The 18,234-nt window shown below is 53.9% G+C and carries 22 protein-coding genes; 13 read left to right on the top strand and 9 right to left on the bottom strand.

The features are described 5' to 3' along the window. Positions 1 to 245: 245 nt before the first annotated feature. On the bottom strand, positions 246 to 1,442 hold the full coding sequence (locus TLL_RS04245; RefSeq protein WP_231833824.1) for a pentapeptide repeat-containing protein: 1,197 nt from the start codon (positions 1,440 to 1,442) through the stop codon (positions 246 to 248). Between the two features lie 221 nt (positions 1,443 to 1,663). Between TLL_RS04245 and TLL_RS04240 the strand changes: the two genes are divergently transcribed. The 3 genes from TLL_RS04240 (at position 1,664) to TLL_RS04230 (ending at position 3,220) form a co-directional block, all read left to right on the top strand. Then, the gene (locus tag TLL_RS04240; protein WP_011056680.1) at positions 1,664 to 1,795 is read left to right on the top strand and encodes a photosystem II protein Y; all 132 of its coding nucleotides are present in this window, start codon (positions 1,664 to 1,666) and stop codon (positions 1,793 to 1,795) included. Between the two features lie 141 nt (positions 1,796 to 1,936). Beyond that, entirely contained in the window at positions 1,937 to 2,629 is a 693-nt protein-coding gene (locus tag TLL_RS04235) for a HEAT repeat domain-containing protein (protein WP_011056679.1), read from the top strand. 84 nt (positions 2,630 to 2,713) lie between these two features. Beyond that, complete coding sequence (locus tag TLL_RS04230; protein WP_011056678.1) at positions 2,714 to 3,220, top strand: hypothetical protein; 507 nt, start codon at positions 2,714 to 2,716, stop codon at positions 3,218 to 3,220. A 52-nt stretch (positions 3,221 to 3,272) separates the two neighbouring features. Here TLL_RS04230 and hpf read toward each other — a convergent pair whose 3' ends face one another. Beyond that, positions 3,273 to 3,902 (bottom strand): ribosome hibernation-promoting factor, HPF/YfiA family, encoded by a 630-nt coding sequence (gene hpf / locus TLL_RS04225; protein ID WP_011056677.1) that lies wholly within the window; start codon positions 3,900 to 3,902, stop codon positions 3,273 to 3,275. 159 nt (positions 3,903 to 4,061) lie between these two features. Here hpf and lipB point away from each other — a divergent pair, with 159 nt between their 5' ends. From lipB to TLL_RS04210, 3 genes are all read left to right on the top strand, one after another. Continuing rightward, positions 4,062 to 4,742: a lipoyl(octanoyl) transferase LipB gene (gene lipB / locus TLL_RS04220; RefSeq protein WP_011056676.1), complete on the top strand. Its 681-nt coding sequence runs from the start codon at positions 4,062 to 4,064 to the stop codon at positions 4,740 to 4,742. Positions 4,743 to 4,968: 226 nt separating this feature from the next. Continuing rightward, entirely contained in the window at positions 4,969 to 5,952 is a 984-nt protein-coding gene (locus TLL_RS04215; protein WP_126986072.1) for an RNA polymerase sigma factor, RpoD/SigA family, read from the top strand. Next, entirely contained in the window at positions 5,933 to 6,442 is a 510-nt protein-coding gene (locus TLL_RS04210) for a cupin domain-containing protein (RefSeq protein WP_011056674.1), read from the top strand. The genes TLL_RS04215 and TLL_RS04210 overlap by 20 nt, the downstream gene beginning before the upstream one ends. 5 nt (positions 6,443 to 6,447) lie before the next feature. On the opposite strand, the gene TLL_RS04205 is transcribed toward TLL_RS04210, so the two are convergent. Next, complete coding sequence (locus TLL_RS04205) at positions 6,448 to 8,232, bottom strand: cyclic nucleotide-binding domain-containing protein (RefSeq protein WP_011056673.1); 1,785 nt, start codon at positions 8,230 to 8,232, stop codon at positions 6,448 to 6,450. Then, positions 8,229 to 8,708 carry an ankyrin repeat domain-containing protein gene (locus TLL_RS04200; protein ID WP_011056672.1) on the bottom strand — a complete coding sequence of 160 codons (480 nt, stop codon included), beginning with the start codon at positions 8,706 to 8,708 and terminating at the stop codon, positions 8,229 to 8,231. Before TLL_RS04200 ends, TLL_RS04205 begins: the two co-directional genes overlap by 4 nt. Positions 8,709 to 8,796: 88 nt before the next feature. On the opposite strand from TLL_RS04200, the gene petN reads away from it, so the two are divergent. The 4 genes from petN to dcd all read left to right on the top strand — a co-directional run bounded on the left by petN (position 8,797) and on the right by dcd (position 11,866). Continuing rightward, positions 8,797 to 8,886 carry a cytochrome b6-f complex subunit PetN gene (gene petN, locus TLL_RS04195; protein WP_011056671.1) on the top strand — a complete coding sequence of 30 codons (90 nt, stop codon included), beginning with the start codon at positions 8,797 to 8,799 and terminating at the stop codon, positions 8,884 to 8,886. A gap of 17 nt (positions 8,887 to 8,903) precedes the next feature. Next, a complete protein-coding gene (locus TLL_RS12625) occupies positions 8,904 to 9,059 on the top strand; it encodes a hypothetical protein (protein ID WP_011056670.1) in 156 nt (51 codons plus the stop codon). Next, on the top strand, positions 9,059 to 10,813 hold the full coding sequence (gene argS, locus TLL_RS04190) for an arginine--tRNA ligase (RefSeq protein WP_011056669.1): 1,755 nt from the start codon (positions 9,059 to 9,061) through the stop codon (positions 10,811 to 10,813). Before TLL_RS12625 ends, argS begins: the two co-directional genes overlap by 1 nt. A 471-nt stretch (positions 10,814 to 11,284) precedes the next feature. Next, entirely contained in the window at positions 11,285 to 11,866 is a 582-nt protein-coding gene (gene dcd, locus TLL_RS04185) for a dCTP deaminase (protein WP_011056667.1), read from the top strand. On the opposite strand, the gene TLL_RS04180 is transcribed toward dcd, so the two are convergent. From TLL_RS04180 to TLL_RS04165, 4 genes are read right to left on the bottom strand one after another with little or no spacing between them, the layout of a single operon-like run. Continuing rightward, positions 11,833 to 12,909 (bottom strand): Era-like GTP-binding protein, encoded by a 1,077-nt coding sequence (locus tag TLL_RS04180; RefSeq protein WP_011056666.1) that lies wholly within the window; start codon positions 12,907 to 12,909, stop codon positions 11,833 to 11,835. The genes dcd and TLL_RS04180 overlap by 34 nt on opposite strands. Further along, positions 12,902 to 13,054: a hypothetical protein gene (locus TLL_RS04175; protein ID WP_164920762.1), complete on the bottom strand. Its 153-nt coding sequence runs from the start codon at positions 13,052 to 13,054 to the stop codon at positions 12,902 to 12,904. The genes TLL_RS04180 and TLL_RS04175 overlap by 8 nt, the downstream gene beginning before the upstream one ends. 3 nt (positions 13,055 to 13,057) lie before the next feature. Continuing rightward, positions 13,058 to 13,519, bottom strand: a complete 462-nt coding sequence (locus TLL_RS04170; protein WP_011056665.1) for a pentapeptide repeat-containing protein — start codon at positions 13,517 to 13,519, stop codon at positions 13,058 to 13,060. Positions 13,520 to 13,557: 38 nt separating this feature from the next. Further along, positions 13,558 to 14,736 carry a peptidylprolyl isomerase gene (locus tag TLL_RS04165; protein ID WP_011056664.1) on the bottom strand — a complete coding sequence of 393 codons (1,179 nt, stop codon included), beginning with the start codon at positions 14,734 to 14,736 and terminating at the stop codon, positions 13,558 to 13,560. 71 nt (positions 14,737 to 14,807) lie between these two features. On the opposite strand from TLL_RS04165, the gene TLL_RS04160 reads away from it, so the two are divergent. Together TLL_RS04160 and TLL_RS04155 are read left to right on the top strand one after the other, a co-directional pair. Further along, positions 14,808 to 15,746 carry a metal ABC transporter substrate-binding protein gene (locus TLL_RS04160; protein WP_164921125.1) on the top strand — a complete coding sequence of 313 codons (939 nt, stop codon included), beginning with the start codon at positions 14,808 to 14,810 and terminating at the stop codon, positions 15,744 to 15,746. Beyond that, positions 15,743 to 16,489, top strand: a complete 747-nt coding sequence (locus TLL_RS04155; protein WP_011056662.1) for a metal ABC transporter ATP-binding protein — start codon at positions 15,743 to 15,745, stop codon at positions 16,487 to 16,489. Before TLL_RS04160 ends, TLL_RS04155 begins: the two co-directional genes overlap by 4 nt. Here the strand turns inward: TLL_RS04155 and TLL_RS04150 are convergent. Beyond that, a complete protein-coding gene (locus TLL_RS04150) occupies positions 16,486 to 17,649 on the bottom strand; it encodes a homospermidine biosynthesis protein (protein ID WP_164920761.1) in 1,164 nt (387 codons plus the stop codon). The two genes, TLL_RS04155 and TLL_RS04150, sit on opposite strands and share 4 nt — an antisense overlap. A gap of 397 nt (positions 17,650 to 18,046) precedes the next feature. Between TLL_RS04150 and TLL_RS04145 the strand changes: the two genes are divergently transcribed. Next, on the top strand, positions 18,047 to 18,223 hold the full coding sequence (locus tag TLL_RS04145) for a hypothetical protein (RefSeq protein ID WP_011056660.1): 177 nt from the start codon (positions 18,047 to 18,049) through the stop codon (positions 18,221 to 18,223). The last annotated feature ends 11 nt before the right edge of the window (positions 18,224 to 18,234 follow it).

The raw sequence follows: 18,234 nt of genomic DNA, 5'->3' as shown, positions 1-18,234 counted from the left end.
GCACCCTTTTGGGGCAATCGATAGACGACCCCCCTAAGAGAGATTAGGAGAGTTGCTGATGACTAGGGGAGGACCCCGACGGCGGACTTCTAGCTGGTTTTAGCCTTGGCGAGGCGTGGATGGCTGCGGCTGGGGGCTGTTTGGGCAACTACGGTCATTTCAGCGCTGCTAGGGACGGATCTTGGCTGAGGTAGGGTGCTCTCCGGAGCGAATTATTGCCCGCGATCGCCCGACTCACCGAGGCTCTAGCGTCCTAGCTTATTAGGAATTCCCTCACAGCCACCGGGGATTGTTTCACGGGAGCGGCTACCACTCCAAGCACAGCAATAGTAGCGCTGTTCCTCAGAAAGATTTTTGACATTGGTAAAGTTCACATCTTCGACCACTGCGCCCGTCTGTGCCCCCGTGCGAAAATTCGGAGGATTCAGGCGATCGCGGGGACTGGCCTGCTCGACCGTGCCATAAAATAAGCGAACCCGACTGAGATCGGCATTGGTGAAATCCGCCCCCTGCAAAATCGCCCCTGCGAGATTGGCTCGCGTCAAATTACAGTTGCGAAAGAGCGCTCCCGTTAGATTGGCATCACTCAACTCGGTCCAGCGCAAGTCGGTACCACTGAGATCTGCGCCCGCCAGCATACTGCCAAGGTTAATCACCCGCACACCATACTCAATGTCTTCCTCGTAGCCACCCAGCCCATCAAAAATCGGCCGTCCCAGCCGGCGATCGCGCTTCAGCGGCGATAGTAACTTTGCTCCTGACAAAAAGCGAATAACCTTGGCCTTGCCTTCGGCATCTAGTCCCGCCAAGATCGCAGCAGTGCGTCCTTCGGCGATCGCCCGCTCCGGCGGCCAATCCTCCAATAGGCCCTCATCGTCAAGGATGAGATCAGCAATCCCTTGGAAATAACTGTCAATCGTTTGCTGTTGGGTAATGCGGTTCTGTTGGATCGTCAAATCCCGCGAGATGACGTACTGTCGCCAAGCCACATAGGCAGCCAAGAGCGCCACCAAAATTTGTCCCAGGGCACCGAAGCCCTCAGCCAGTGCCCCCACTGCCTCCCAATTTGTGCCTTGAAACCGTGCCCGAATCCAGTCCATAGCCCCGGTCATGGCCATGAGTGCCACCACTGCCAAACTCAAACCCAATGAGGCTAAAATGAACTGCCGCTGCTCTTCCGTCAAATCCTCCGTAAACCAGTGGTAGGCGGAAGTCCAGACCAAGGGGAAACTCAGTCCCCCCAGCACGAGCGCAGCCACCACCCCACCCCCATGCCAATCCAGTCCCCAAGCCACCAAGACCGCAACCATGGCAACGGGCAGCAACACGGAACGCAGAGACTGCCAACCCATGCGCCAACGGTTGCGGGCTGCCAACACTTTACTGGGACGCAGAGCAGACGCTGTCTGGTTTTCACGGAGGGTCATGTTGTCTTCGCCCATCAAGATTTGCCCTAAAGGAATTAACCCAATCATACAGACCTTTTCTCAAGGGCAGAACGCGCTTAAAACTGCGAAAGTCCGGACTCGGATGAGCTAGCCTGTCAATGGTTTAGAAAGTCTGTCCTGAGAATTTTTCTTTGTGACATCGTGTCCCCCCTTTCTCTCCTGAGGGAAGGCTGTACAATAGTTCATAAAGTTTTCAGAAAACATTTTGGGAGGTTATGGGTATGGATTGGCGTGTCCTGGTTGTCCTATTACCTGTCCTACTGGCGGCGGGCTGGGCAGTTCGCAATATTCTGCCCTATGCAGTGAAGCAAGTTCAAAAGCTGCTGCAAAAAGCAAAAGCAGCCTAGGACTTGCATTGGAGAGAGTTGGTGGGCAAGTTCTCCCCAAACCATCGGTAGGTGTCTTTCCCCTGGTTTTACTTTGGGGAGAATTTTTTATAATGGCGAATATATTGTTAACTTTTGTAAATTAGTTTTCAGGTTACTGCCATGCCTTCCCTCGAACAGCTTGCCCACCAACTGGAAAGTCCCAATTCCCGCGATCGCCTGCTGGCCCTAGCGGCACTACGGGATGTCCCTTCTGCAGATGCCGTACCCCTGATTAAAAAAGTCCTTTGGGACGAAAATCTGCAAATTCGCTCAATGGCTGTCTTTGCCCTTGGCGTCAAATCCACACCGGAGTGCTTTGAAATTCTGGTGCAGTTGCTTGAGAGTGAGCCTGACTATGGTATTCGTGCCGATGCGGCGGGGGCCCTGGGCTATCTTGAAGACGGGCGTGCCTTTGAACCTCTGGTGCGCGCCTTCTATGAAGACACCGATTGGTTAGTGCGCTTTAGCGCCGCTGTCGCTCTGGGCAATCTCAAGGATCCGCGGGCAGTGGAGGTGTTGCGATCGGCGCTGAAAAGTCAGGAAGTGGTGATGCTTCAAGGGGCGATCGCTGCCCTAGGGGAAATTGGCGACCCCTGTGTTGTCGAAGATATTTTGCCCTTTGTCACCGCAGAGGATTGGTTGCTACGGCAACGGCTTGCGGAAGCTCTGGGCAACCTGCCTAGCCCCAAAACTCAAGCCGCTCTAGAATGCCTCGCCAAAGACGAGCATCCCCATGTGGCCTTAGCAGCTCAGATTTCTTTGCAACGCTTGCAGGAGCGGCTTTCCTCTGAAGTTCAGGGCACGGGCAATTGAGATCAAACTTTTTGGCGACTGCGGCTTCTGCGACAACTCCCTAAACTGGAAAGAAAGGCGCGGCATCCGCAGTAACCTATCCCTATGTCTATCCGAATTAAATTTCTTCCTTACCTCGTGGCAGTGCTGATCGGGGTCATTGGGGCGATTATCCTTTCCCAACTGCACTTTACACTGTGGTGGGAGCCAGACCTGCTGACACAACCGCCACCCATTGTTGAGGCAGAATCAGAAACCACGGCTGTTGAGCCCTTACCGCCTCCCCAGGTGCCAACCAACCCGCAACCAAATGGTCTGCGCGTCAGTAATCAGACGGCCTTTCCTGTGCGCGTGGTCTTGCTTGCTGCCCGCGATCGCGCCCATCCCAACAAAGGAGCAGTTCACTGGGATTTTGCGCCTATGGAAGGTAACGTTAAGGGCTTACTGTTAACACTGCCCGAAGGTCAGCTCACCCTCCAGTTAGGGGATATTGTCCTGGCCTTTACCCTCGACGGTTCCAAACGCTACTGGGGACCCTATGTGATTGGCGAAAATAGCGAACTAGAGCGCGATCGCCAGACTCAAGAGTGGCAGTTGATCCTCCGCCCCTAGGGGACGTCCTAGGTTGGCAGAGGGAGTTTTACACCATAGCGTCTATCCTGTGTTAAGGACCAGCTTTAGCGGTGGCTTTGGCAGCGGCATCCGCAGTATTGTGATGGTGGTTATTGGAAGTGGGCCGGGGTTGAATGACACCATAGCCCCCATGATTACGTTCATAGACCACATTGATTTCTCCCGTATCGCGATTGCGGAAGACATAGAAGTCGTGATCCACCATTTCTAGGTGCTCAAGGGCTTCTTGGATGGTCATCGGCGGCATGGCAAAGTATTTCATGCGCACCACTTGTTCGGGCAGTTGTGGTGTGCGATCGCCCACTAAATCGGTCACCACTTCAGGTTCAACAACACTATTGGTGTCTTTAGCGCGGGACTTATCTTGGCGTTTCTCTTTAAGCTTGCGAAGTTTGCGCGCAATTTTGTCAGCAACGAGATCAATACTGGCGTAGAGATTTTCACTGCTTTCTTCAGCGCGAATCACTGAGCCATTAACAAATACAGTTACTTCAGCGGTTTGTTTGGGGGCTGTGCTGCGGTTACGAGCCACGGAAAGATGCACATCAACTTCGTTAATCACATTCTGGAAATGACTGGTGGCTCGCTCAATTTTTTGGTTCAGGTAGCTGCGAATGCCATCCGTAATATCAATGTTTTTACCGTGAATCACTAGCCTCATAGGGTTGCCTCCCCTGAGCAAAACAGATAAATCTAAGGCTGATCTACTTCCACCCTAACATCTTCGTATCGGGGATTACAGGGCATCCTGAGGCTCTTCACCTTTATTCGTGTTCTGTGATAATTCTTATCATCTAGCTTTTGACAATTGGGCCCCCCTATGAAAAATGCCCTCGGTTGGCATTGTGCCTTGGGAATCATCCCCTACCGCGATGCTTGGCGCTGGCAACAGCAACTGGTGGCTGAGCGCCGTCAAAATCTGGCAGCCCCAGATGTTCTCCTCACCCTTGAGCATCCCGCCATCTACACCCTTGGCCAAGGGGCAACCACCGCCCACATTCACTTTGATCCCGTGGCTACGGGCATTGAGGTATTGCGTATTGAGCGGGGTGGCGATGTCACCTACCACTGCCCCGGCCAATTAGTGGCCTATCCGATTTTGAATTTACGCCGCCACTGCTGCGATTTACATTGGTATCTCCACCAGTTGGAGGAAGTCATCATTCAAACCCTAAGACACTACGGTATTAAGGGAGAGCGCGTTGCCGGTCTGACCGGTGTTTGGGTAGAGGGGTACAAGGTGGCCGCAATTGGGATCAAGGTGACCCGTTGGATTAGCTTCCACGGCATTGCCCTTAATGTGGTGAACGATTTAAAGGGTTTTGGTCGCATTGTCCCCTGTGGCATTGGCGATCGCCCGGTGGGCAACCTGCGGCAATTTTGTGCCGACATTCAGCTGGAGGATGTCCGGCAGCAGTTTGTTGCTGCCTTTAGCCGTGTTTTTGGGCTCGAATTTGCCCCCAAAGCCCTTGCTGATCTCCTGATCCCCACCTCTAGTTGACAAAGTTTAATCTTTATTTCAGGAATCGGCTGTTATGAATTGGCAACTTTCAGGGCACAATTGAAGTCTAAGTAGATTAGGATACAGGCTAACTCCCTCTCCCCTGCTAGGCTAACCCTATACAAACCTCAGCTTTATTAGTACCAGTCGTCATCTTCATCTCGATAAATCTCTGATCAATCTTTTATCTACTCCTTACCAAACCCTGTTTAGAACCTGTGCTGCTATGATGAACTCCGCTTCTAAAAATGCATCCCCTACACCCACCGTTAGCACCGACATGGTGCGCACCTACCTCCAGGAAATTGGGCGCGTGCCGCTGCTGACCCATGAACAGGAAATTATTCTCGGTAAACAGGTGCAGCAAATGATGGCACTGCGGGAAAAACGCGATGCCTTAACCAAAGAACTCGGACGTGAAGCCACTTTTGAAGAATGGGCAGCGGCCTGTAATCTGACGCCTACGGAATTGTGCAATATCCTCAAGCGCGGTGAACGCGCCAAGCAAAAAATGATTGAAGCCAACCTACGGCTCGTGGTTTCGGTGGCCAAGAAGTATCAAAAACGTAATCTTGAGTTGCTGGACTTGGTGCAAGAGGGCACCCTGGGCCTCGAACGCGGTGTGGAAAAGTTTGATCCCACGCGGGGCTACAAGTTCTCTACCTATGCCTACTGGTGGATTCGTCAGGCAATTACACGGGCGATCGCCCAACAGGCGCGGACCATTCGGCTACCCATCCATATCACTGAGAAGCTCAACAAGATCAAACGCACCCAACGGGAACTGGCGCAAAAGCTGGGACGGAGTGCCACGCCTGCTGAGGTGGCCAAGGCTCTAGAACTCGAACCCGAGCAAATTCGGGAATACCTGACCCTAGCTCGCCAACCGGTTTCCCTTGATCTACGTGTGGGGGACAATCAGGACACTGAACTCGGTGAACTGCTCGAGGATGACAGTCTTTCGCCAGAGCAATTTACCACAGTGGAATCCCTGCGGGATGATGTCAACCTGTGGCTGGCGGAACTGACGCCCCAACAACGGCAAGTCCTCACCCTGCGCTACGGGTTGGGGGATGGCCAAGAACTGTCCCTCGCCAAGGTGGGTGAGCAGCTCAACCTTAGCCGTGAACGGGTGCGGCAACTGGAGCGGCAAGCCCTTGATCACCTGCGGCGGCGGCGCCAGCAAATGTATGAATACTTGGCCAGCTAAGGCGTGGATTGAGGCACTTGGCCTGCAGCCCCATCCGGAGGGGGGCTATTTCCGTGAGGTCTATCGTTCAGCAGGGAGCATTCCCAGAGCGGTTTTGCCCTCAGGCTTTCAGGGGGGCGATCGCCCCTACTGTACGAGCATCTATTTCTTGCTCCCCTCCACGGCCTGCTCGCGACTACACCGCATTGCCAGTGATGAACTGTGGCACTTTTACACGGGCAGTAGCCTCAGGATTCATGTGATTCTACCAACGGGTGAGTACCAGGCCCTACGGTTGGGGATCAATCTGGATCAGGGGGAGCAATTGCAACAGGTGGTGCCGGCGGGGGCATGGTTTGGAGCCACAGTGGATGCGCCAGACAGTTTTAGTCTTGTCGGCTGTACGGTGGCACCGGGGTTTGACTTTCGCGATTTTGAATTGGGCGATCGCCAGCAGTTGCAGCAGCAGTTTCCCCAACACCAGAGATTAATTGAACGCTTGACGCCCTAAACCTTCTAAACATCAAAGAGGGTTTTCAAACGGTGGCGAATCCAATGCAAAGGGGGCAGGCTTTTAATTTCTTGGGAGTTCACTAGGCCCAGCTCTTGGAGGACCTGTTGTCGTACTGCGAGCTCGCGGGCAATCTCTTCCGCCAATTGGGGGTGGGCCTGCAGCAGTCGCTGCACCGCTGCACGATGGACCACAAATAGAACTGTTTCTTCTAAGGCGCGTACCGTGGCCGATCGCGGCATCCCCGTAAGCACGGCAATTTCACCAAAAAATTCCCCCTCATAGAGGGTAGCTAAAATCTGATTCAATTGCTCGGAGCGGACTTCGACGGATCCTTCAAGGATGATGTAAAAGGCATCCCCTGGATCCCCCTCACGGCAGATAACTTCCCCTACAGTATAAAATTCGCGATTGCCCAACTCAATCAGCATTTGCAATTCTGCATTGGAGCAGCGGGAAAAACAACTGATATTGCGCAGTAAATTAGTAAGGGAGGGTTCTGCTTTGGCCATTTCGGGAGCGGCTGGCGCAGTCACCGCTGAAGTTTGAGGTACACTGGCTGCACAACGGTGGTAATAATGAGCCAAGGAGCGCAGTTCCCCCAAGTCCCGCAACCGCAGATCTAACTGGGGAAAGGGCACTTCAATCTGCCGCTGCCGTAGTTCCTGCTCAATGAGAAAATTGAGGGCACTTTTAATGGGTTCAGAATCCTGGGGGCGGTTAATCCAGACCAGCAATTCAAAGAGATAGGCACTCTCCCCAAAACCACGAAACCAAACGCTAGGGGGTGGGGTTAGTAGGACGCGCGGATCCTGACGGGCAGCACTCAGGAGTGCTTCGGTGACTAGAACCGTATCACTGCCGTAGGCAACACTTACGGGGATATGGATGCGGCTATCGGGGCTACCGTAACTCCAGTTGACGACATTCTTTTCAATAAAGCGGTTGTTGGGAACAATCACGTACTGGCTATCATTCGTGCGAATGATTGTGGCGCGAATTGAGATTTTCTCCACCGTGCCCAGGAGGCCATCCACTTCGATAAAGTCACCCACTTTAATTGGGTGTTCCAGCAAAATCACTAAACCACTAATAAAGTTACTGGCAAGGTTTTGCAAACCAAAACCAAAACCGATTCCCAAAACCCCTGCCAACACGGTGAGGGAGCTGAGGTCAATGCCTGCGGTTTGCAGGACAACAATAAAGCCAATAAAACTGAGACTATAGCTAACCACACGGGTGATGGTTTCTTGGTTACCGCGATCCACCCGCAACTGCACGAGAATTCGACTCTTGAGCCACTCACTCACCCAGTGGGAGATAAAGATTACCCCAAAGGATAGAAAGAGAATTAAAAAGAGAAAGTTGAGGGTAATTTTGGTGCGCCCCAACTCCATAAAGGGGGTGTTAAACACCACTGTCACCCGCTTGAGAAGAAACTGAATTGTGCTATCGATGCGCTCATGCCAAGGGGAAAGACTTTGAGCCGATTGCAGAATCCAAGATAAAACAAATGACCAAAGTAAAATTCTTAGTGTCAGGCGCAGTAGACTAGCGCCAAGGGAGAGCCAAGGCTGGGATTGTTGGCTGGCTTTTTGGTGGAGCCGCTGTTGCAGTTGATGAATTCCCAAGTTCAACAGCAGCCAGTCAGCGAGGATCGCAATAGCGACAATCCCCATAATTTGAACGGCTTCAATAAAGGCGACCCACAGCCGTTGAGTTCGGGCCACTTGGGCAATCAGAATGCTCGCAGGGGCTGCTGCTAAAAATAAACCGAGGTACTTCGTCATGGTCCCAAAGAGTGTGCGCGAGCGGCTTTAATGACTGCCACCACGTCGGCATGTTTCCCGTCTAGCGCCCACACCAGAGCCGTCCAAGAATTCTGGTCCTTGGCGTTGAGATCTGCACCGGCGGCAATCAGTTGTTTAACCGTCGCCGTTTGTCCCTTCGCCGCTGCGGCCATTAAGGGGGTCAGACCAAAGACCGTTTGAGCATTGACATTGGCACCGGCTGCTAGGAGTTTCTCCACAATGGCGGTATGTCCTCCACCGGCTGCAGCCATCAATGGTGTCCAACCCTCACTGTCCCCTTGGTTGACATCTGCACCTGCGGCCATCAAGGCCTCCACAATCTGGATGTGACCCAGTTCTGCTGCCAGTGCCAAGGCCTCGGCTGGGATTTCAAGGCCGTTGGCGATCGCCTCCTGAATCGCGGCCAGGTCTCCTTGCTCAATGGCGGTTTCAATGGCTGTCATCCGCTGCATCATTGCCTGTCGTCTGCCTCTAATTCTAATAAGGAAAAGATCATCTATCTGGGTTAAAATGAGGTCTGCATTGAGTTCAGGATCGCATGCCATGGATATTATCACGCTCGGTTGGGTGGGTGTTCTCAGTGTCTTTACGCTCTCGATCGCCTTTGTGGTCTGGGGTCGCCACGGCATGTAAGGCATAGGGCTGGGGGTATGACCACTGCATTAGCCGATCTTCTGGCTCTGGTGGCCCTGTTGCTGCTGATTGTCGTGACTGGCGGTATTGGCTATCTGACCTTTGCTGAGTGGCGCGATCGCCGGCGTCTGCAAGCGGAACAAAAAGAACAACGACGGGGGCGCAAACGTTAATGGTTGCTCCTATAAAGATTTTGGGCGATCGCCTCCGCAGGGCTCTGCAAGCTGCCCTTCCCCTAGACACCTATCCCCAGCCCCTGTTAGTCCCAGCCAGTCAAGTCAAGTTTGGCGACTATCAATCCAATGTTTGCCTCAGCCTCGCCAAGCAACTGGGCAAAGCGCCCCGTGAGCTCGCCCAAGAGGTTGTGCCACATCTGGAGGTGGAGGACCTCTGTCAACCCGTTGAAATTGCCGGGCCCGGCTTCCTGAACTTTCGCCTGAAACCAGAGTTTTTGGCCGCCACTCTGCAGGCTGCTCGCGGGAGCGATCGCTTGGGGATTCCGCCAGCACGGGAGCCACGACGGGTGGTGGTTGATTTTTCCAGCCCCAACATTGCCAAGGAAATGCACGTGGGTCACCTGCGCTCCACAATTATTGGTGACTGTATTGCCCGCATTCTTGAATTTCAAGGCCACACAGTCCTGCGGCTCAACCATGTGGGGGACTGGGGTACCCAATTTGGCATGCTGATTGCCTACTTGGATGAGGTTTATCCTGACGCTCTGACTACCGCCAATGCCCTTGACTTGGGGGACTTAGTCACATTTTACAAAAAAGCCAAACAACGCTTTGACAGCGATCCGGAGTTTCAGCAAAAAGCACGGGCAAAGGTGGTGGCACTGCAGCAGGGGGAAGAGCAGAGTCGCCGTGCTTGGCAGCTTCTGTGTGAGCAATCCCGCCGCGAGTTTCAAAAGATCTACGATCTGCTGGATATTCAACTGACCGAGCGAGGGGAGTCCTTCTACAATCCCTTTTTACCGGCGGTGATTGAAGACTTGGCTGCTTGCGGCCTACTGGTGGAAGATCAGGGGGCAAAGGTGGTCTTCCTTGAGGGCTTCACCAATAAAGAAGGGCAACCCCAACCCTTGATTATTCAAAAGTCCGATGGGGGCTACAACTACGCAACCACGGATTTAGCCGCCCTTCGCTATCGCATTGACAAAGATCAAGCCGATTGGATAATTTACGTCACTGATGTTGGGCAGTCTACCCACTTTGCCCAGGTGTTTCAGGTGGCGCAGCGCGCCGGTTGGGTGCCGCCCCATGTAACATTAACCCATGTCCCCTTTGGCTTGGTACTGGGGGAAGATGGCAAACGCCTGAAAACCCGCTCAGGGGAAACGATTCGCCTCATCGATTTACTGACGGAGGCGATCGCCCGTAGTCGAGCAGATTTAGAGCAGCGTCTTGCTACCGAAGGTCGCACCGAGTCCCCTGAATTCATTGATACTGTGGCACGGGCGATCGGCATCGGTGCTGTCAAGTATGCAGATCTCAGCCAAAACCGCAACAGCAACTACGTCTTTAGCTACGACAAGATGCTCTCTTTACAGGGCAACACTGCGCCCTACCTCCTCTATGCCTATGTGCGTGTCCAAGGCCTCACACGGCGCGGCGACATTGATTGGTGTACCCTCTCACCAGATAGCCCCCTATTGCTAGAGGATGAGACGGAGCAACACCTTGCCAAGCACCTTGTGCAACTCGAGGAAACCCTTGACCTTGTTAGCACGGAGCTATTGCCCAACCGCCTCTGCCAATACCTCTTTGAACTCAGCCAGCTTTTCAACCAGTTCTACGATCGCTGCCCTATCCTCTCGGCTCCTCAGCCAACGAAGCAATCCCGTCTCACCCTTGCCTATCTCACTGCTCAAACACTGAAACTAGGGCTATCCCTCCTGGGGATTCCAGTTTTGGATCGCATTTAGCGCCTACTGGTTACACTGGGACACAACAGACTGACGCCATTTCTGGGAGGGGATTTTCTAAAGTATGGGAGGGCTATTCTCCAGTCTCTTGGGGGCGGTTATCCTCCTGCTGACATGGCCGCCTCTCTAGCTCATCCAGTTTTACTTTTGGCTATTTCGCCGCCAGTTGCCCAACAGCCTAGAACTGGGTGGCTTGTTCATCATGCTGGTGATAGCAGGGGGTACGGTTCTTGGCTTCCTAGTGAGTCTTGCCATGGGGTTTGTTCTATTGCCGTGGCTTTGGCCAGCGGTGAATCAGATAGGGCAAGGTTCACTGTAGCTGGGATCTACTTTGTCAATTCCCTCATTGGGTTTGAATTGGGCTATCCCTGGGGGCAGCGCCAACCGCAGCGCCTTGAGTGTTAAGTGGGTTCTATTGATGGGAAAAGGGCTGTAATATACATGGGTGGTTTGTGCAGTTGCGGCAGCACAATGATTAAAAATGACATTTGGATTCGGGCCATGGCTGCCCAAGGCATGATTCAGCCCTTTGAGCCAACATTGGTGCGGCGGGTGGCTGAACAGCCTGTGATTAGTTTTGGTCTTTCTTCCTACGGTTATGATATTCGCCTCAGCCCCAAGGAGTTTCGTATCTTTCGCCATGTGCCGGGGACAGTGGTGGACCCAAAGAATTTTAACCCTGCGAATTTAGAATTTGCTCCCCTCCATGAGGATGCCAATGGCATGTTTTTTATTTTGCCCGCCCATTCCTACGGCCTTGGGGTCGCCCTAGAACGGCTACAGGTACCCGAAAATGTCACAGTTCTCTGTATTGGTAAAAGTTCCTATGCACGGGCGGGGATTATTGCCAACTTGACACCGGCAGAAGCGGGCTGGCGAGGCCATCTGACCTTGGAATTCTCGAATTCCTCCAGTGCCGACTGCCGTATCTATGCCAATGAGGGAGTTGTGCAGTTGCTCTTTTTTGAGGGTGAGCCCTGTGATGTGAGTTATGAAACACGGCGGGGCAAATACCAAGATCAGCCGGAGGCCGTTACATTGGCGCGGGTTTGAGTGAGTTGCTGCAACAGTCGTTGGGGTCCATGGTGTCCCCACTGATAGCCCTGCTGAAGATAGGGGTCGAGCCGGCGGCGAATCTGTTGGTAACCCCAGAAGATCACTCCCCCCTGTAGAAGAACATTGGTATTGACTCCCCAGAGTTCACTGCCGAAGGTGAAGCCTGACCAACTGGAGAGATAAATCGCCGCATACCACAGCAAGACAAACTGACTCAGACCCCCAAAGGCCGGCAGGGGAAAAGGCACACCGTAGGCTTGGCACGCTTTGCGGATATAGGCAAGGGTACTGATCATGGCCAGCACCACATCGAACAATCCCCCCGGCAGCAGCAGACTGGCCACCATCTGGGCGCTTAACCAAGACCATGCCGACGTGTCTTGAGGACCCAGCGCTGCCCCGAGGCTCTGTTCAACTTGACTGGCTTGGTGGAGAATTCGTAGAGCACGGGCTTGAGGCGCCTCCTGTTGTAGCCACTGTTGAAGCAGCTGTCGCAGTTCTGGAATCCCCTGACCCGTTGTGCTGCTCACGGCGATACCTTCAGCCATGGGTGGGTAGAGATCCGCCTTGGTGAGAATGAGCTTGTGGGGAATCCTAAGGGTGTGCAGGCGATCGCGAGCTTGGCATTCGACGGGGGTGAGGCTGTCTTGGGTCACAAAAAGAACAAGATCAGCCGTCTCAAGGACACTCCATGTCATGGTTTCGCGGTCACTACCCGCCACTTCATCCAGCCCGGGGGTATCTGTGAGATCGACGATTTGATCTTGACAGTGCCAGCGAACGGTGCGCGGCCATTGGGTGGTGCCATGAATAGCACCCACGGGAAAAATGGCTTCGCCATAGAGGGCATTCAAAAGGGCGGACTTGCCCCGGCCCACTTGGCCAAGGACAACAATGTGCCATGCGCTCTGGTGCAGTCGATCCCGCAATTCATAGAGGGGTTGCCATTGGGCACTTAATTGGGGATGGTGTACCTGATGCCAGACAAGGAGTTCCTCTAGACATTTAGCCGTTGCGTCTAGGATGGGGAGGCTACTCACGGCGAAAGAGCGACCAATTGGAGGCCACCACTAAACCAACAGCAGCAATTAAGACCACAGGTAAGGGAATCAGCCACTGCCGTAGGTACAATACGGCTTCGCTAAGGAGAAACAAAATAATAAAGCTGGCGATCGCAATCTCCATAGACTAGGGACGGTGGCTGGACTCTTCTAAAAAGAAGGCTTTTTCACCATTGGGCAATGTGGCATCACGGAAAGTCTGCACCCGTGCCAAGCGATCGCGCCCCCCGAGAATCGCATCCACTAACGTTGCCCCCCCAAGAAGGGCTTGATCCAAACGGGTGATGAGGAGGCTGGCCCCAGTGAGGTTGGCATTGGTGAGATTGGCTTTCGTTAAATCAGCATGATTGAGCACAGCACCACTGAGGTTGGCACCGCTCAGGTTGGCGCCGCGCAAATTGGCGGCATTGAGGTTTGCCCCCCGCAAATCAGCTCCCTGAAGATTCCGACCCCGCAAGCGGGCATAGCTGAGATCACAGTTGGGGCAGTTGCCCGTGCGCCGTAGTTGTTCTAAATGGGCTGGATTGGCGGCCCAAGCAGAAGTGCTGATCAGGAGGAGCAAAAGGGCAGGAGCAACCTTGGCCATCATCGCACTCTCTCAACGGTGTCTATACTGGTCATCCTAACCTACGCCGGTTGTACCAGATTTTCAAGGCCATCCACCACCTTAGCGGAGAGAATCTTATCCCCTTGGCGCAGTTGCCGCAGGGTTTCTTCTCCCTCGACCACGTAACCAAAGACAGCATAGCGACCATCCAAGAGGTTTAGCCCGGCGGGTGTGAGTTCAGGTTCAAAGAGTAAAAAGAAAAATTGTGACGAGCCGCCATTGGGATCATCGTTGGGACGTGCTAAGGCAACGGTACCATAGGCGGAAAAGGGCAGCACAGGATGTTCTAGGTAACGCCCTGCATCCTCAAGGGTGATGCCATAGAGGGGATACTTATCCCCCTCAACCAAAATTTCAAGGGGAATAGCGCGGTATTGGTTGGTTTTTGGATCAATGAAGCCAACCTCTGGTCCCGGTGGATCCCCTGCCTGCAGCACATAGGATTCCTCAGCCCGGGTAAAGGGGAGGCCATCGTAGAAGTGGCGTTGGACCAAGTCCACAAAGTTGCCAGCGGTTAGGGGGGCACTATAGCCATCGACAACAATCGTGAGCTTGCCTTTAGTAGTTTCCATCTCCACAGTGGCACGACCCAACAATCGCGGCAAGTGCTCATAGCCTTTGGGAGGGGTGTAGCTAAAGTTTTGCACCATCATGGCCTCCAACTCCCCCACTTTGTCGAGGGCAGCGGCTTTAGCGGGTAAGAGTTGGCTGCGATCTTTGGCTTTGGCGGCTTCCTGAAGCGTATCGAGGGAGGTCTCTAACTCTGCCAAGAGGGTTTTGGCTGCCTCCTGTTTCTCGGCAGGGATACTTTGGAGGAGGTCAGCGGTGCGATCGCGGATAATGGTTTTCGCCTTGCTGATGTTGCTGACAATTTTTGACCACTGTTTGCCCCGCACCCAAAAAGAGATTTGTTCCAGATCCTTTTGCAGTTCTCGCACCGTTGGATTGTCAATAGGTAAGGCCCAGCGGAGCAGAGCTTTGGGATCAGTAATGGCATTCCCTTGGGGCAGGGCAGCAATTAATGGCGGTGCAACAGGCAGGGCGATCGCCAGCGGCGGCAACAGGAAGGTCCCCCAGCAGCAAAGGAGTATCACCAAAACAGCGAGCCAGCGTTTGCGTCGTTTCACCGTTTCTTCCCATGACTGTCTCCCCTCAGTGTATCGGACGAGGCGATCGCCCTCCAAGGGGGAGCTTTTCATTTTTCTTTCATTTTCCTCGGCATCCTGTGTTAGGCTGAGAATTATGAAAGGATTATGAAAGAGTGCCCACCATGCGTGGTCTGAGTTGGTTACTGGTAGGAATTCTCTTGCTGGGTGGGTGTGCAGTCCCAGCCGCGGAGAATCGCCAAGAAACGCACTCCAGCCCAACCCCTAGAGATGAACGCCCCTTAGTGCTGACCACGTTTACCGTCCTGGCCGATATGGCGCAGCAGGTGGCGGGCGATCGCCTGCGGGTAGAGTCACTGATTAAACCGGGAGCTGAAGTTCACAGCTATGAATTTACCCCCAGTGACTTGGTGCGGGGCCAGGAAGCCGTCCTCATTTTAGAAAATGGTCTTGGCCTCGAACATTGGGGCGATCGCTTCTACAAGAGCTTACCGAATGTGCCCAAGGTCACCCTCACAGAGGGGATTACCCCCATTCCCATTCAAGAGGGTACCTACCGAGGACAAGCCAACCCCCATGCTTGGATGTCGCCCCAAAATGCCCTGATTTATGTTGAAAACATTCGTAAAGCCCTCACAAACCTCGATCCTGCTGGTGCCAAGATCTATGCCGCCAACGCCAAAGCCTATCAAGCCCAAATTCGCGCCCTTGATCAAGAGCTACGTCAAGCCCTTGCTCCCCTTCCTGCCCACAAACGCTACATTGTCACCTGTGAAGGTGCCTTCTCTTACCTCGCGCGAGAGTATGACCTTACAGAGGTCTATCTCTGGCCACTGAATGCCGATCAGGAGGGGACGCCCCGCCAAATTGCGCGGGTGATTGACATTGTGCGACGGCAACAGATTCCCGCCGTCTTTTGCGAAAGTACCGTCAATGCAAATCCCCAACAACAGGTGGCACGGGAGTCGGGCGCTACCTTTGCTGGCATTTTCTATGTGGACTCCCTATCGCCCCCTGCGGGGAATGCCCCCACTTACCTTGACCTACTCAAGTCCAACATCAACACCCTGATCCGTGGTCTCAGCGGGAGGACAGCCCCATGACTTCTAGCCCTGCCATTGACTTACAAGATGTAACGGTGGCCTATCATCGCCATCTCGCCCTCCATGGGGCAACGCTGCAACTGCCCGCCGGCACGATCTGTGGGGTTGTGGGCATGAATGGTGCCGGTAAATCCACCCTTTTCAAGGCCATCATGGGATTTGTCAAGCCCATCCGAGGTCAGGTGCGCATTCATGGACTCCCCCGCCAGCAGGTACAACGGCAGTCCCTTGTGGCCTATGTGCCCCAAAGCGAAGATGTGGATTGGCAATTTCCGCTGCGGGTCTGGGATGTGGTGATGATGGGGCGCTACAGCAGGATGAACTGGCTGCGCCAACCGAGGGGGAGCGATCGCCAGCGGGTACGGGAAAGCCTAGAGCAGGTGGACCTCTGGCCCTTGCGGCAGCGCCAAATTGGCGAACTCTCCGGCGGACAAAAGAAACGGATGTTTCTTGCGCGGGCCTTTGCCCAAGAAGCACAGGTGTTGCTCTTGGATGAACCCTTTGCGGGTGTGGATGTGAAAACGGAGAAACTGATGATTGATCTGCTCATGGCGGAGCGGGAGAAAGGGCACACGATTCTCATCTCCACCCACGATCTCTCCTCGATAACCACCTTCTGTGATCAGGTGGTGCTGGTGAACCGCAGCATCCTAGCCTATGGCCGCACCAGTGAGGTATTTACGCCAGAAAATCTAGCACGCGCCTTCGAGGGATCCCTGCGGATCCCCCGGCGCTGTGACTAAGGGCGACGAATCGGCGTACCACAGGGATAGGTGGCAACAGGGGCTTCAGTGGGCAGCTCCTTCACCTTGTGCTGAAGTTGGGCTTGCAGGTAGAGCTGCTGGAGGCGTTCGACCATTTCGCCGCGGCGATCGTAGAGCCGTTTCAGAGGACGGGGTTGACAGCGATTGAGGCAGTAGGCGGTGAGAATGGGCAGGGCAATCGTGCTATCGGTGTAGCAAACAACGGTATCGCGCAACCCTTGGGGATCCACTTTGCCCCAACTGACCGCTTCACTGGGCACGGCACCCGACAGGCCACCGGTATCCGGACGGGCATCGGTAATCTGAATAAAGTAATCGTGCCCCCGTTCCTCGAGCCCCAAGACTTCGTGGATTTGCGGCTGAGTTTGCAGCAGGAAGTTTTTCGGGCTCCCCCCACCAATAATCAAGGCAGCACTTTTGCCCTTGCCCCCAGCGGCTTCGCGGGCAAAGTAGGCAATGGCTGCGGTTTCATTGACATCAATGGCGGGGTCAATGATCAGTTTTGACCCTTCGAGGGCGATCGCCGCCACATTCATGCCAATGGAGCTATCTCCCGGCGAGGAGGTGTAAATGGGCACACCGCACTCATAGGCTGTGGCCAACAAACAGGAATGGGGCTGTCCCCGCTGCACCTCCAGTTCGCGCACGTAGTGCCCCAAGTGATAGTGAAACTCAGCTGTACCCATGCGGCGTTGGAACGTTTCACTGCGCAGCACCTGCCGCAAAAAGGCATCGGTTTCCAGGAGCACATCGTAGTCAAAGATGATGTCATAAATGCGAATTTTGCTTTCTTTGCGCAATTGCACATCATCGACAAAAGGATGTGCCGCATAGAGATCCATGCCCAGGGCATAGTGAATATCGTGGTAGAGGTTTGCCCCCGTGCTAATAATGTAATCGACAAAGCCAGCCCGCACGAGAGGCGCCAAGGCTGAGATCCCCAACCCCGTGGGGGTCATCGCCCCTGAAAGGCTCAGGCCAACCGTCACCTCTGGCTTAAACACCCGTTGACTCAACAGTTGGCAAATTTCCCGTAGCCGTGCTGAGTTATAGGCGGTGAAGTATTTGTCAATCAGTTCTGTTAAGCTGATGTTATCAGGAATGGGTGCGGGGGTAATGGGGGTAGCAAATGCAGACATCGGTTGTTCCTCCCAAGGGAATTCCACAGCAGGCACAGCCACTTAGGCAGGAACATTCCTAACCGCAGCACTATTGAGCCCGCTGAGGGGTGTTCATTGGCTTCAGTTGTTAAAAACTTGAAGTGCAGTAATCGTGGTGAACACACTCAACACTTCTGATCGACCCAGTTCACAACGGTGTGAACCTCCAGTTGCAGGCCGATCAGCTCATACTCGGTCCTTCGCAATTATCCACAACCGACAGTGCAGGGATGGCTGCTCGCCGTTGGCGCAACCCCATTTCGAGATACCAAGCTGCGATGTTGGGATAGCCCATCAACGTCAATTGTTTCACTGTTGACAAGTCCCATGCCCTTACATTACGAGATCACTATAGCACTTCATTACCCAATTTGCCGTGCGCCTTGCCTATTATGCTTTTGCTGCTTGTTTTAGCATCTTCCTCATTCTCTACACCTTAAGAGGAATCGGTTGGCTGACGATGCTGCCGGGGGGAATTTTCCTAACCCTCGCCCTGGCCAGTTGGTTGACGGGGCTTTGGTCAGTTCTCACATTTTTGAAGCAGCGCTATTAACCCCTGGATGC

This window comes from Thermosynechococcus vestitus BP-1, assembly GCF_000011345.1.
GTDB classification, from domain to species: Bacteria; Cyanobacteriota; Cyanobacteriia; order Thermosynechococcales; family Thermosynechococcaceae; genus Thermosynechococcus; species Thermosynechococcus vestitus.
The sequence above is the reverse complement of the archived record's forward strand: the minus strand, read 5'-3'. Positions and strand labels throughout refer to the sequence as shown.